The sequence below is a fragment of the Micromonospora sp. NPDC004704 genome, from assembly GCF_053601675.1.
This window is the reverse complement of sequence record NZ_JBSGCD010000017.1, coordinates 131,849-144,403: the sequence shown is the minus strand read 5'-3', so window position 1 is coordinate 144,403 and position 12,555 is coordinate 131,849. Positions and strand designations below refer to the sequence as shown.

Genomic DNA, 12,555 nt, shown 5'->3' with positions numbered 1-12,555 from the left:
AAACGCCCGGTTACATTCCGAACCCGGAAGCTAAGCCCTCCAGCGCCGATGGTACTGCACTCGGGAGGGTGTGGGAGAGTAGGACGCCGCCGGACAATCTTCCAGTCAAGGGCCGCCCCATCCGGGTCGGCCCTTGACTGCGTTGTTCCGGCACCAGTGCCATGAGGAAGGATGTACCCGTGAGTTCAGGACCGCAGGGCGACGACCGTCAGCGCCGAAACGACGATCGCCCCTACCGTGACGGTGGTCGCGGCGGATCCCCGCGCCGGGATGACCGCCCGCCCTACCGGGGCGATCGGGACTCCCGTGGTGGGTCAGGTGACCGTGGTGGCTACGCCGGAGGCGGTGGCCAGCGAGGCGGTTCCGGTGGCGCCGCTGGCGGTGGTGGCGGCTACCGAGGCGGCGGCCGAAGCGATGGTGGCTTCCGCTCGGGTCCGCGTGACAGTGGTGGATCCCGTGAGGGTGGTTTCGGTGGTGACCGGGACTCCCGTGGGGGTCCCCGCGATGGTGGTTTCCGCTCCGGCCCCCGCGATGGCGCCGGTAGCTCCCGCGAGGGTGGCTACCGCAGCGGCCCGCGTGACGGCGGCGGCTCCCGCGAGGGCGGATTCCGTTCCGGCCCCCGTGATGGTGGTGGTGGGTCCCGTGACGGTGGTTACCGTTCCGGTCCGCCGCGTGAGGGTGGTTTCCGCTCAGGCCCTCGTGACAGCGGCGGTTCCCGTGACGGCGGTGGTTCGCGCGATGGTGGTTACCGTTCCGGTCCGCCGCGTGAGGGTGGTTTCGGTGGTGACCGGGACTCCCGTGGCGGTTCCCGCGACGGTGGCTTCCGTAGCGGCCCGCGTGAGGGTGGTTTCCGCTCGGGTCCGCGCGACGGCGGCGGTTCCCGTGACGGTGGTTACCGCTCCGGGCCGCCGCGTGACGGTGGAGCCGGCGGCGACTCCCGTGGCGGTGGTTTCCGTAGTGGTCCCCGTGACGGCGGTGGGTCCCGTGACGGTGGTTACCGTTCCGGTCCGCCGCGTGAGGGTGGTTTCGGTGGTGACCGGGACTCCCGTGGCGGTTCCCGCGACGGTGGCTTCCGTAGCGGCCCGCGTGAGGGTGGTTTCCGTTCCGGTCCCCGTGACGGTGGTGGTTCGCGCGATGGTGGTTACCGTTCCGGTCCGCCGCGTGAGGGTGGTTTCGGTGGTGACCGGGACTCCCGTGGCGGTTCCCGCGACGGTGGTTTCCGTGGCGGTTCGCGTGATGGTGGCGGCTCCCGCGATGGTGGTTACCGTTCCGGCCCCCCGCGTGAGGGTGGATCCGGCGGCGACTCCCGTGGTGGTTCCCGTGAGGGTGGTTTCCGTAGCGGTCCCCGTGACGGCGGTGGTTCGCGCGATGGTGGTTACCGTTCCGGTCCGCCGCGTGAGGGTGGTTTCGGTGGTGACCGGGACTCCCGTGGCGGTTCCCGCGACGGTGGCTTCCGTAGCGGCCCGCGTGAGGGTGGTTTCCGCTCGGGTCCGCGCGACGGCGGCGGTTCCCGTGACGGCGGTTACCGCTCCGGGCCCCCGCGTGACGGTGGAGCCGGCGGCGACTCCCGTGGTGGAGGACGTGACGGAGGTTTCCGTTCCGGCCCCCGCGATAGCGGCGCTTCTCGCGAGGGTGGCTACCGCAGCGGTCCCCGGGACAGCGGCGGCTCGCGTGAGGGCGGCTTCCGTAGCGGTCCGCGTGATGGTGGCGGTTCGCGTGAGGGTGGTTACCGTTCCGGTCCGCCGCGTGAGGGTGGTTACCGCTCGGGGCCGCCGCGTGAAGGCGGCGCCGGCGGCGACACCCGTGGTGGCTTCCGGCGTGACCAGGGCGGATCGCGTCCGGCCAGGGACGACCGGCCGCGCCAGGATGACCGGCGTGGGACGTCAGGTTCGGACCGGGATGGCGGCTACCGTGGCCGCGAAGGTGGCGACCGGGGACGGGGAGACAGTGGCCCGAACCGGTTCGACCGGGCCACGTCGCGCGATGGCGACCAGATCGGTGGCGTCGACGCTCCGGCACTTCCGGACGAGATCGTCGCGACCGACCTGGACAGCGGCGTACGGGCGGAATTGCTGTCGCTGGCCAAGCCGGTAGCGGACACGGTGGCACGGCACCTGGTGGCAACCGGGCAACTGATCGACGAGGAGCCGGCGCTCGCGCTGTCACACGCTCTCGCCGCCCGGCGACTCGCGTCGCGCATCTCAGCCGTACGGGAGGCAGTGGGGCTGGCCGCGTACCACGCGGGGGAGTGGCAGACGGCGATCGCCGAGCTGCGCACGTACCACCGGATGAGCGGCAAGCAGACGCACCTGCCCGTACTCGCCGATTGTGAGCGGGCGCTCGGGCGGCCGGAGCGGGCGATCGACCTGTTCCGGGGGGCCGACCGTGAGTCGATGGACCCCGCGCAGGCGATCGAGCTGCTGATCGTGGCCGCAGGCGCCCGAGGTGACCTGGGACAGGGCGACGCAGCGGTGGCGATGCTGCAGGTCCGCGAGCTCACCGGTGCCGTCAACGAGGCCTGGGCGGCACGGCTGCGTTATGCCTACGCCGATGCGCTGCTCGCCAACGGCCGGCGTGAGGAAGCGCGTGAGTGGTTCGCCCGTGCGGCCGAAGCCGACGAGGACTCCGAGACCGACGCGGCCGAGCGGCTGCTCGAGCTCGACGGCGTTGTCCTGGAGGGCGACGAGGAACTCGACGAGGACGAGGCCGGTGACGACGTCGACGCCGAGGCCACTGATGTAGACGACGATGACGACGATGACGACGATGACGACGAAGACGAAGACGACGACGACGATGACGAAGACGACGATGACGATGACGATGAAGACGACAGCGATGAAGACGACGAAGACGACGAAGACGACAGCGATGAAGAGGATGGCGCTGACGTGGTCGACGGCGGGGCGGGCGATGGGACTGCAACCGCGGTGACCGAGGCCGGCTCGGAGTCGACATCGTCGGACCAGGGTGGCGACGCCGAGGACAAGTCGGCGGACCGTACCGGGCCGGTCGGAGCATGAGCGCCGTCCAGGGCGAACGGCTGGTCGATGCGTACGACCTGGTCATCTTCGACCTGGACGGCGTCATCTACCTGATCGACCGCCCCATTCCGGGTGCGGTCGAGGCGGTGGCCCGGTTGCACGGCGAGGGCAAGCCGTTGGCGTACGCGACCAACAACGCGTCCCGTCGTCCCGCCGAGGTGGCCGAGTTGCTCGTCGGGCTGGGTGTCAACGCCCAGCCCGGCGAGGTGCTCACCTCCGCGGTCGCGTCGGCGGCGGCGCTCGCCGAGCGTTTCCCGGCCGGCGCGCCCGTGCTCGTGGTCGGTGCCGAGGCCCTGCGGGCGGAGGTACGTGCCGTCGGGCTGACGCCGGTCGAGCGGGCCGACCAGTCACCGGTCGCGGTTGTCCAGGGCTACGGCCCGCAGGTCGGCTGGACCGAGCTTGCCGAGGCGTCGGTGGCGATCCGGGCGGGTGCGTTCTGGGTCGCCACCAACACCGACCGTACGCTGCCGAGCCCTCGGGGTCCGCTGCCCGGCAACGGCTCGCTGGTGGCGGTGCTCCGTACGGCGTTGGACCGGGAACCGGACCTTGTCGTCGGCAAGCCGGAATCCGCCCTCTTCGGTACCGCCGCCCGTCAGCACGGGGCGCGGCGGCCGTTGACGGTGGGGGACCGGCTGGACACCGACATCGAGGGAGCAGGCCGGGCCGGCATGGACAGCCTGCTCGTACTGACCGGGGTGAGTAGGGCGGCCGACCTGCTTCTCGCGTCACCGTCGACCCGGCCGACGTACGTGGCACACGACCTGCGGGGGCTGTTCGACGCCGACGCGGTGGTGGGCCTGCACGACCTGCCCGCTCCGCAGGGGGATCCGGCCGTGGTCGCCGGGGGCGGCTGGCAGGTCACCGTCGACGGGGCGGCGCCCACGCTGACCGGTGCCGGGCGTCCGCTTGACGCGCTGCGGCTGCTCTGTGCCCTCGCCTGGTCCGGTCACCCGGTCAGCTCGGTCCGTCCGGGATCGGATGCCGCCGGCGGCGCCCTGCGCGAACTCGGCCTGTCCGGCTGAGCGGCTGAACTGACGCGAGCCGACGCAGGGCCGGACCCGGGAAGCGGCGCCGGTCACTCGAAGCAACGCCACGGCCGATCACGGCCGTGGCGTTCTGCTTATTCCAGTTTGCGCTGCTAGAACAGTTTGTGCCGCTTAAAGCAGTTTGCGAAGTTTGAGCAGGTCGAACGGGTTGGCGTCGACCGACACCCGCCGGGCCGCGAGCGCCTTCGGGATGTCGAGGTGGCCTGCGACCAGGGCGACAAGATCCTCGCTGGTGGTGGTCAGGGCGATCTTGGCGTCCGGATCGTCGCCGTCGGCGAGGTCCAGCAGTCGTCCGTCGCTGATCCGGCCGTGGAAGGCGTAGTCCAGGTCGCTGACCCGGCACGCCAGGGTCCGCTCGAGGTTGGCATGGTCCCGGACCTGGGCCGCGTTCGCATCCATCCGCGCAGCCAGATCGTGCAACGCCTGTCGGCACTCGTCAACGCTGGCCAATGCTCGCCCTCCTCGTCGCACGCCACGCACGTTCCCCGGCACCGTACCGCACCAGGGGGTGACCAGCGCCCGGTAGCGTGACAGCTGATAGTCCGACAGCGAAAGGATTCGGGTATGCAGGACGCGTGGCGGGCCTACCTGGAACTGGCCATGGGCGTGACGGAGTCGTCCAGGAAGCGGGCCCAGACGGTCGCCAGGAAGCTGGTCGGTCAGGGCGGCGCCACCGCGGCCCAGTTGCAGGCCCTGGCCGAGGAGCTGAGGTCGACCGGGCTCGCCAACCGGGAGGCGATGACCAAGCTTGTCCGGTTCGAGGTGGAGCGGGCGCTCGGCGCGGTCGGTCTGGCGACGGCGGACGAGGTCGCGAGCCTGAACGAACGGGTCGCCGAGCTGGAACGGGACCTGCGGGGGGCGCGGGCCGCCGCCGGTCCGAGCACGCCGCCGCCGGCCACCGCCGCGCCGGCTCCGGCAGGACCCGAGAACACGCCCGAACCGGTGGCGAAGAAGGCCGCCGTGGCGAAGAAGGCGGTAGCGAAGAAGGCCGTGGCGAAGAAGGCCGCGGCCAACAGGGCCGCGAGCCTGGCGAAGAAGGCCGCGGCGGAACAGCCCCCGCCGGCGACCGCGAAGAAGATCGCCGCGAAGCGGCTGCCCCGGCCGGCCAAGAAGGTCACGGCGGAGAAGCTGCCGCCCGCCACCGGCTCCGGTCCGCAGTGAGCACCGCTCCCGTACCGGGACCGCCGCGTCCCGGCGTACCCGGGGGCTATCGGCCGGCACCACCCCCGGTCGCCCGTCCGGCCGACCACCGCGACCCGGGTGCCACCGACGGGTCGGGGCACCCGGCGGTCGACGCGGCCCTCCAGGCCATCGCGAACGCCGCCGACCTACCCCCGGCGGACCAGGTCGCCCAGTACGAGGCCGCGCACAATACGCTTCAGGAGACCCTGGCCACCATCGACCAGGCCTGACGCACCCCCTTCCCACCGGAGAGCCCTCGCATGGCACGTCGCACCCGGCTTGATGCCGAACTCGTCCGCCGCGGTCTGGCCCGTTCCCGCGAGCAGGCCGCTTCGCTCGTCGAGGCCGGGCGGGTCCAGGTCAAGGGCATGGCCGCCCGCAAGGTGGCGGCCATGGTCGACCCGGCGGACGCGGTCCGGGTGATCGGCGACGACCCCACCCAGGAGTACGTCTCCCGGGGCGGGCACAAGCTGGCCGGCGCGCTGGCCGCGTTCGGCCCGGACGGGCTCACCGTGACCGGCCGGCGCTGCCTGGACGCGGGCGCCTCCACCGGCGGCTTCACCGACGTGCTGTTGCGCGGCGGCGCGGCCGAGGTGGTCGCGGTCGACGTCGGCTACGGGCAGATCGCCTGGTCGTTGCGGAGCGACGAGCGGGTACGGCTGTTCGAGCGCACCAACGTCCGTACGTTGACCCCCGACCTGATCGGTGGCCAGGTCGACCTCACCGTGGCCGACCTGTCGTTCATCTCACTCCGGCTGGTGCTGCCCGCGCTGGCCGGCTGCACCAGTCCGGACGGTGACCTGGCGCTGATGGTCAAGCCGCAGTTCGAGGTCGGCCGGACCAGGGTCGGACCGGGCGGGGTGGTCCGGGATCCGGAGCTGCGCGCCGAGGCCGTCTTCCACGTCGCCACCTCCGCCGCCGAGCTGGGCCTGGGCCTGGCTGGCGTGGCGGTGAGTCCGCTGCCGGGACCGAGTGGCAATGTGGAGTTCTTCGTCTGGCTGCGCCAGGGCGCGCCACCCGCCGACGAGGAGCGGGTGCGCGCGGTGGTGCTGGCCGGTCTGGCCGGCGAGGGCCGGACGACGGAGGAAGAGGAGATCCGATGAGCCGTACGGCACTGCTCGTCACGCACACCGGCCGTCGGCGCAGTACCGAGCACGCCCGTACGGTCGCGGCGGACCTCATCGCCGCGGGCTTCGAGGTACGGGTGATCGCCGAGGAGGCGGAGGACCTCGACCTACCCGGGGTGGTTCCGGTGAGCGGTACCACCGCCGCCGAGGGTGCCGAGATCGTGTTCGCGCTCGGCGGCGACGGTACCTTCCTTCGCGCCGCCGACCTGGCCCGACCGGCCAAGGCGCCGCTGCTCGGGATCAACCTCGGCAAGGTGGGATTCCTGGCCGAGGCGGAGATCCACGACCTGGACCTGGCCGTACGGGACGTGGTGAGCCGGGACTACACAGTGGACGAGCGACTCACCCTGGACGTACGGGCCGAGTTCGAGGGTGGCCCGACGATCGAGTCCTGGGCGCTCAACGAGGCCAGTGTGGAGAAGGGCGAACGGGCCCAGATGCTGGAGCTGCTGGTCGACGTCGACGGCCGGCCGTTGTCGCGTTACGGGTGCGACGGCGTTGTCTGTGCCACCCCGACCGGCTCGACCGCGTACGCCTTCTCCGCCGGTGGCCCGGTGGTCTGGCCGGAGGTGGAGGCGCTGCTGCTGGTGCCGATCAGCGCGCATGCGCTGTTCAGCCGCCCGTTGGTCACCGCCCCCACGTCCACCTTCGTGATCACTGTGGACCCGTTCACCACCCTGGCCGTGCTCTGCTGCGACGGCCGACGGGTCTACGACCTGCCGCCGGGCGCGCGGGTGACGGTGCAACGCGGCGCCCTGCCGGTGCGGATCGTCCGGCTCCGGCCGCGTCCGTTCACCGACCGGTTGGTGGCCAAGTTCGGCCTGCCGGTGCAGGGCTGGCGCGGCGGCCGTAGCTAGCGGGGGAGACGACGGGTCGGCGGGGGCGCGGCCGAGCGCGTCGAGCTTGCCGGGAGCTGACCGGTGGTGGTCCGAGCGAGGGCTCGCTGCCCGCTCGAACCGGCGCTCACGCCGCCACCGACCGCGCCCGGTGGGCTCGACCCGCCGTGTTCCGGCGACCGTGTTCTCGGCTGCCTGATGAAACAGGCTCTTGTCACGTTCCGGACATGACACCGCAGCAGGGTGACGCAGTGGCGTCCTGACCTGACGCAGTGCTGTCCGATCCGGGTGTTCGGCGCCATCGGGGCGCGGCGTGCCGGTGTTTCGCCTCGGGTCGGGCCCGTCGCGGGGCCGAACGCTCGGGTTGGTGCCGCCCGTCGGGTGGTCAAGTGTCGGGCCTCGCCACTACTGTCGGGTGCTGTGCTGGAAGAGCTTCGCATCACCGGGCTGGGCGTCATCGAGGACACCACATTGCCACTGACCAGTGGCATGAATGTCATCACGGGCGAGACCGGCGCGGGAAAGACGATGGTGGTGACCGGCCTCGGGCTGCTGTTCGGCGGCCGGGCCGACGCGGGACGGGTCCGGGCCGACCCCGGCCGCGCGCTGGTGGAGGGTCGGCTCCGGCTGACCGAGCCGACCGCGACCGCGGTGCACACCCGGATCATCGACGCCGGTGGCGAGCCGGACGAGGACGGGGGGCTGCTGCTCAGCCGTACGGTCACGGTCGAGGGGCGGTCCCGGGCGCACGTCGGCGGCCGGAGCATGCCGGTGTCGATGCTGACCGAGATCGGCGAGCAGGTGGTGGCCGTACACGGGCAGTCCGACCAGTTGCGCCTGCTGCGCCCGGCCGAGCAGCGTGCCTCGCTCGACCGGTTCGGTGGCCCCGAGCACGAGAAGCTGCTCGACGCCCTGCGGGAGACGTACGCCCAGTGGCGCCGGGTCGCGGACGACCTGGCCGACCGGCGGCGCAACGCCCGCGAGCGCAACCAGGAGGCGGATCTGCTCCGGCTCGGGTTGGACGAGATCACCCGGGTGGACCCGCAGGTCGGCGAGGACGACGACCTGAAGGCCGAGGCCCAGCGGTTGGAGCACGCCGAGGGGCTGCGGACCGCCGCGCAGCTCGCACACCACTGCGTCGCCGGTGGCACCGAGCCGGCGGACGAGACACCGGACGTCACCGCACTGCTCGGCACCGCCCGGCGCACGCTGGAGGCGCAGGCGAGCGTCGACCGTACCCTCGGTGACCTTGCCGGCCGGTTGGCCGAGGTGGCGACCCTGGTCGGCGACGTCTCGGCCGAGCTTTCCGGTTACCTCGCCAGCCTGGACGCCGACCCGGCCCGACTGGAGATGATCTACGAGCGGCGGGCCGCGTTGCGCGGGTTGACCCGCAAGTACGCCGACGACGTCGACGGTGTGGTGGCCTGGGCGGACCGGGCCCGGACCCGGCTGTCCGAGCTGGACACCTCCGACGACCTGCTCGAGGAACTGGACCGGGAACGCAAGCGGCTCGCCGGTGAGGTGGCCGAACTGGCCACCCGGCTGTCGGCGGCCCGGCGCGAGGCGGCGGTCCGGTTCGCCGAGCAGGTCAGCGTCGAACTGGCCGGACTGGCCATGCCGCACGCCCGGATCGAGGTGGCGGTGCTGCCCCGGCCGGTCGGGCGGGCGGAACCGACGCTGACGGTCAACGGTGTCGAGGTCGGTGTCGGGCCGGACGGCGCCGACGAGATCGAACTGCGGCTGCTGGCCCATCCGGGCGCACCGTCGCTGCCGTTGCAGCGCGGAGCCTCCGGCGGTGAGCTGTCCCGGGTCATGCTCGCCATCGAGGTGGTGTTCGCCGGCTCCGGTGGGCCGCCGACGCTGGTCTTCGACGAGGTCGACGCGGGCGTCGGCGGGCAGGCCGCGGTGGAGATCGGTCGCCGGCTGGCCCGGTTGGCCCGCAGCCACCAGGTCCTGGTGGTGACCCACCTGCCGCAGGTCGCGGCGTTCGCCGACCGGCATCTGGTGGTGGCCAAGGACACCGGAGGCGCGGTGACCACCAGTGGGGTGCGGGTCGTGGAGGACACCGACCGGGCCCGGGAGCTGGCCAGGATGCTCGCGGGTTTGCCGGATTCGGATCTGGGTATCGCCCACGCCGAGGAACTGTTGGCCGTGGCGGCCAAGGATCGTCGCCCGTAGGCGAGGGAATTTGTGACATCTGGCACATCAAACGGGCAATGGGTGTGCTTCCCTGAGGTAACGACCTGCTTGCGACCCTGCTCAAGCATGTCGCGACCGGTAAGTCGTGCTCGCGCATGCCAGGATGGTCCCGATGCGTCTACCCATCTTGCGCCGGACCCGGAGCGCGGAACCGGGCATCGTCGTGGGCACCGCCCGCCTCGATCGTCGGACCAAGCGCCTGGTCGGTCGTCTGCGCCCAGGCGAGATCGCGGTGATCGACCACGTCGACCTGGACCGGGTCGCGGCCGACTCACTGGTCGCGGTCGGTGTCGCCGCCGTACTGAACGCGAAGCCGTCGGTCTCCGGTCGCTACCCCAACCTCGGTCCCGAGGTGCTGGTCAAGGCCGGCATCCCGCTCCTGGACGACCTGGGGGAGGACGTTTTCCAACTGGTCCGTGAGGGCGACACGGTCCGGATCGACGGCAACACCGTGTTCATCGGCGACGAGCCGATCGCGCACGGTGGCCGGCAGGATCCGGAGACCGTGGCCAAGGCGATGGCCGACGCCCGCGAAGGGCTCTCCGTCCAGTTGGAGGCCTTCGCCGCCAACACCATGGACTACCTCAAGCAGGAACGTGACCTGCTGCTCGACGGGGTCGGGCTGCCCGACATCGAGACCTCCATGCGGGGCCGGCACTGCCTGATCGTCGTACGCGGCTACGACTACAAGGCCGACCTCGACGTGCTGCGGCCGTACATCCGGGAGTTCAAGCCGGTGCTGGTCGGGGTCGACGGGGGCGCGGACGCGCTGGTCGAGGCCGGGTACACCCCGGACATGATCATCGGGGACATGGACTCGGTCACCGACGACGTGCTGCGCTGCGGTGCCGAGGTCATCGTGCACGCGTACCCGGACGGCCGGGCGCCCGGCCTGGCCCGGGTCCAGCAGCTCGGGGTCGCCGCGATCACCTTCCCCGCCGCCGCCACCAGCGAAGACCTTGCCATGCTGCTCGCCGACGGCAAGGGCGCCTCGCTGATCGTCGCGGTCGGCACGCACGCCACCCTGGTCGAGTTCCTGGACAAGGGCCGCGGCGGCATGGCGTCGACGTTCCTCACCCGGCTCAAGGTCGGTGGCAAGATGGTCGATGCCAAGGGGGTGAGCCGGCTCTACCGGCAGAACATCTCCGGCTCGTCGCTGCTGCTGCTGGTCCTCTCGGCGGTGGCCGCGATGGCCTCCGCGGTGGCGGTCTCGACCGTCGGCAAGGCCTACCTCGGGGTGGCCTCCGAGTGGTGGGACAATCTGGTCTTCCAGCTCGGGCAGCTGTTCTAGGCCGTCCACGATCAAGGGGCTGTAAGCGTGATCAATTTTCGGTACCACGTGGTTTCCCTCACCGCGGTGTTCCTCGCCCTCGCCATCGGACTGGTGGTCGGTACGGCGGCGCTCAACGGCCCGGTCGCCGACTCGCTCAGCGCCAACGTCAACGAGCTGCGCAAGGACAACCAGCAGTTGCGGGAGACGGTCGGCAGCCTCCAGGAGGAGGTGACCCGGGAGGAGGACTACGCCCGGGAGTCCGCGCCGCTCCTGCTCGGCGGCAAGCTCACCGGCCGCCGGCTGCTCGTACTCACCCTGCCGAGCGGGGAGAAACACGTCGACGGGGTGATCGAGATGCTCCGGCAGACCGGCGCCACCATCACCGGCCGGGTCGACCTGCAGGACAAGTTCGTCAACCCGGACAACAGCGTCGACCTGCTCGGGCTCGCCGAGCGGTCCGCCAAGCCCACCGTTCCGGCCAACGGCCTGCCAGGCAACAGCAACGGCGTCGAGACCTCCAGCGCCTTCCTCGCCGGCGCCCTGCTCGACCGGCTCGACGGGATCACGGTCACCGACGCCGACCGCCGGGCGGTACTCGACGCGTACAGCAACGCCGGGTACCTGACCGTCGGGGACAAGGTCACCGGTCCGGCCGAGGCGGTCATCCTGGTCAGCGGGCAGCCGTACGTCGACCGCGACTCCGCACAGAAGGACCAGGCCGTGGTCACCATGACCGAGCAGTTCGACAAGGCGGTCCCGCTGATCGTCGCAGGCAGCGGCACCAGCGCCGGCAACGTGGTCGCCGCCGTCCGGGACGACCCTGCGCTAGCCAAGACGATCTCCACCGTCGACCACGCCAACACGGTCCAGGGACAGGTGGTCACCGCGCTCGCCGCCACCGAGCAGATCGTGAACAAGAAGGCCGGTCAGTACGGCATGGGCGCCGGCGCCACCTCCCTGCTGCCCCAGCAACCCAAGTGAGCGGGCAGCGGAGAGCCGGCCGCCGCTGGGTGGCCGGCGGCGCGGCGCTGGCCGCGCGGGCCGCCCTGCGCGCCGTCACCGGCCTACCGGTGGCACCCGCGTTGGAGCGGACCAACTTCCGTGGCCGGACGGTCACGCTCGCCGGTGGACCCGCGCTCGCCACCGCCGCGTCCACGGCCGCCGCCGTCGGCGCCCCCAGCGCCCCCGCCGCAGCGGCCGCCCTGGTCGCCGGCCTCGGCTCCGGGGCGGTCGGGCTCTACGACGACGTGGTCGGCAACCGACCGGAACAGAAGTCCGCGAAGGGCTTCGCCGGACACCTCGGCGCCCTGCGCGAGGGGCGGATCACCAGCGGACTGGTCAAGGTCGCCGGGGTCGGTGCCGCCGGACTGGCCGCCGCCGCGCTGCTCGCCGCCGACCCGACCGTACGGTCCCGGCGTTCCCGCCGAGGCCGGCTCGGACTCGCCACCGACATCCTGCTCGGCGCCGGAGTCATCGCCGGTACGGCGAACCTGGTCAACCTGCTCGACCTGCGCCCCGGCCGGGCACTCAAGGCCGGTGTCCTGCTCGGCACCCCCCTGCTGCCCGGCCCGACCGGTGGGCTCGCCGCCGGCCCGGTCGGCGCCGCCGCCGGACTGCTCCCGGCCGACCTGAACGAGGAGATCATGCTCGGCGACAGCGGGGCCAACGCCCTCGGCGCGCTGCTCGGGGTGGCGCTGGCCGCCCGTACGGGGCCGGTGGGGCGGGCCGGGATCCTGGCCGCCCTGGTCGCCCTCACCGCAGCCAGCGAGAAGGTCAGCTTCACCCAGGTGATCCAGAACACCCGAGGGCTGCGCGAGTTGGACGCCCTGGGCCGGCGACCCTCCTGAC

12 protein-coding genes and 1 rRNA gene are annotated in these 12,555 nt (G+C 72.2%); 12 read left to right on the top strand and 1 reads right to left on the bottom strand.

The features are described from left to right. The 4 genes from rrf to ACWEFB_RS23150 all read left to right on the top strand — a co-directional run. Positions 1–95 (top strand): 5S ribosomal RNA (rrf, locus tag ACWEFB_RS23165); the annotation flags it as partial. Positions 96–318: 223 nt separating this feature from the next. Beyond that, positions 319–2,094, top strand: a complete 1,776-nt coding sequence (locus tag ACWEFB_RS23160) for a hypothetical protein (RefSeq protein ID WP_452288490.1) — start codon at positions 319–321, stop codon at positions 2,092–2,094. Between the two features lie 8 nt (positions 2,095–2,102). Beyond that, on the top strand, positions 2,103–3,023 hold the full coding sequence (locus ACWEFB_RS23155) for a Replicase polyprotein 1ab (RefSeq protein ID WP_452288502.1): 921 nt from the start codon (positions 2,103–2,105) through the stop codon (positions 3,021–3,023). Further along, a complete protein-coding gene (locus tag ACWEFB_RS23150; protein ID WP_452288488.1) occupies positions 3,020–4,066 on the top strand; it encodes an HAD-IIA family hydrolase in 1,047 nt (348 codons plus the stop codon). Before ACWEFB_RS23155 ends, ACWEFB_RS23150 begins: the two co-directional genes overlap by 4 nt. Before the next feature lie 135 nt (positions 4,067–4,201). Here ACWEFB_RS23150 and ACWEFB_RS23145 read toward each other — a convergent pair whose 3' ends face one another. Next, a complete protein-coding gene (locus ACWEFB_RS23145; RefSeq protein ID WP_326559384.1) occupies positions 4,202–4,540 on the bottom strand; it encodes an alkyl sulfatase C-terminal domain-containing protein in 339 nt (112 codons plus the stop codon). A 114-nt stretch (positions 4,541–4,654) separates the two neighbouring features. Between ACWEFB_RS23145 and ACWEFB_RS23140 the strand changes: the two genes are divergently transcribed. The 8 genes from ACWEFB_RS23140 (at position 4,655) to ACWEFB_RS23105 (ending at position 12,554) form a co-directional block, all read left to right on the top strand. Continuing rightward, entirely contained in the window at positions 4,655–5,251 is a 597-nt protein-coding gene (locus tag ACWEFB_RS23140; protein ID WP_452288486.1) for a phasin family protein, read from the top strand. Beyond that, positions 5,248–5,502, top strand: coding sequence for a hypothetical protein (locus ACWEFB_RS23135; RefSeq protein ID WP_452288484.1), 255 nt, complete (start codon positions 5,248–5,250; stop codon positions 5,500–5,502). The genes ACWEFB_RS23140 and ACWEFB_RS23135 overlap by 4 nt, the downstream gene beginning before the upstream one ends. Positions 5,503–5,532: 30 nt before the next feature. After that, entirely contained in the window at positions 5,533–6,375 is an 843-nt protein-coding gene (locus tag ACWEFB_RS23130) for a TlyA family RNA methyltransferase (RefSeq protein WP_326559381.1), read from the top strand. Then, entirely contained in the window at positions 6,372–7,256 is an 885-nt protein-coding gene (locus tag ACWEFB_RS23125) for an NAD kinase (RefSeq protein WP_326559380.1), read from the top strand. Before ACWEFB_RS23130 ends, ACWEFB_RS23125 begins: the two co-directional genes overlap by 4 nt. Before the next feature lie 399 nt (positions 7,257–7,655). Next, on the top strand, positions 7,656–9,413 hold the full coding sequence (gene recN, locus ACWEFB_RS23120; RefSeq protein ID WP_452288481.1) for a DNA repair protein RecN: 1,758 nt from the start codon (positions 7,656–7,658) through the stop codon (positions 9,411–9,413). Positions 9,414–9,546: 133 nt separating this feature from the next. Then, positions 9,547–10,725, top strand: coding sequence for a putative cytokinetic ring protein SteA (gene steA / locus ACWEFB_RS23115; RefSeq protein ID WP_326559378.1), 1,179 nt, complete (start codon positions 9,547–9,549; stop codon positions 10,723–10,725). Between the two features lie 27 nt (positions 10,726–10,752). Beyond that, entirely contained in the window at positions 10,753–11,688 is a 936-nt protein-coding gene (locus ACWEFB_RS23110; RefSeq protein ID WP_326559377.1) for a copper transporter, read from the top strand. Further along, complete coding sequence (locus tag ACWEFB_RS23105) at positions 11,685–12,554, top strand: hypothetical protein (protein WP_452288478.1); 870 nt, start codon at positions 11,685–11,687, stop codon at positions 12,552–12,554. The genes ACWEFB_RS23110 and ACWEFB_RS23105 overlap by 4 nt, the downstream gene beginning before the upstream one ends. Position 12,555: the final 1 nt, after the last annotated feature.

Bases quoted from the DNA above. Each gene is read 5' to 3' on its own strand.
- ACWEFB_RS23150 (WP_452288488.1), top strand. From the start codon at position 3,020: ATGAGCGCCGTCCAGGGCGAACGGCTGGTCGATGCGTACGACCTGGTC.
- ACWEFB_RS23140 (WP_452288486.1), top strand. From the start codon at position 4,655: ATGCAGGACGCGTGGCGGGCCTACCTGGAACTGGCCATGGGCGTGACG.
- ACWEFB_RS23130 (WP_326559381.1), top strand. From the start codon at position 5,533: ATGGCACGTCGCACCCGGCTTGATGCCGAACTCGTCCGCCGCGGTCTG.
- ACWEFB_RS23125 (WP_326559380.1), top strand. From the start codon at position 6,372: ATGAGCCGTACGGCACTGCTCGTCACGCACACCGGCCGTCGGCGCAGT.
- steA (WP_326559378.1), top strand. From the start codon at position 9,547: ATGCGTCTACCCATCTTGCGCCGGACCCGGAGCGCGGAACCGGGCATC.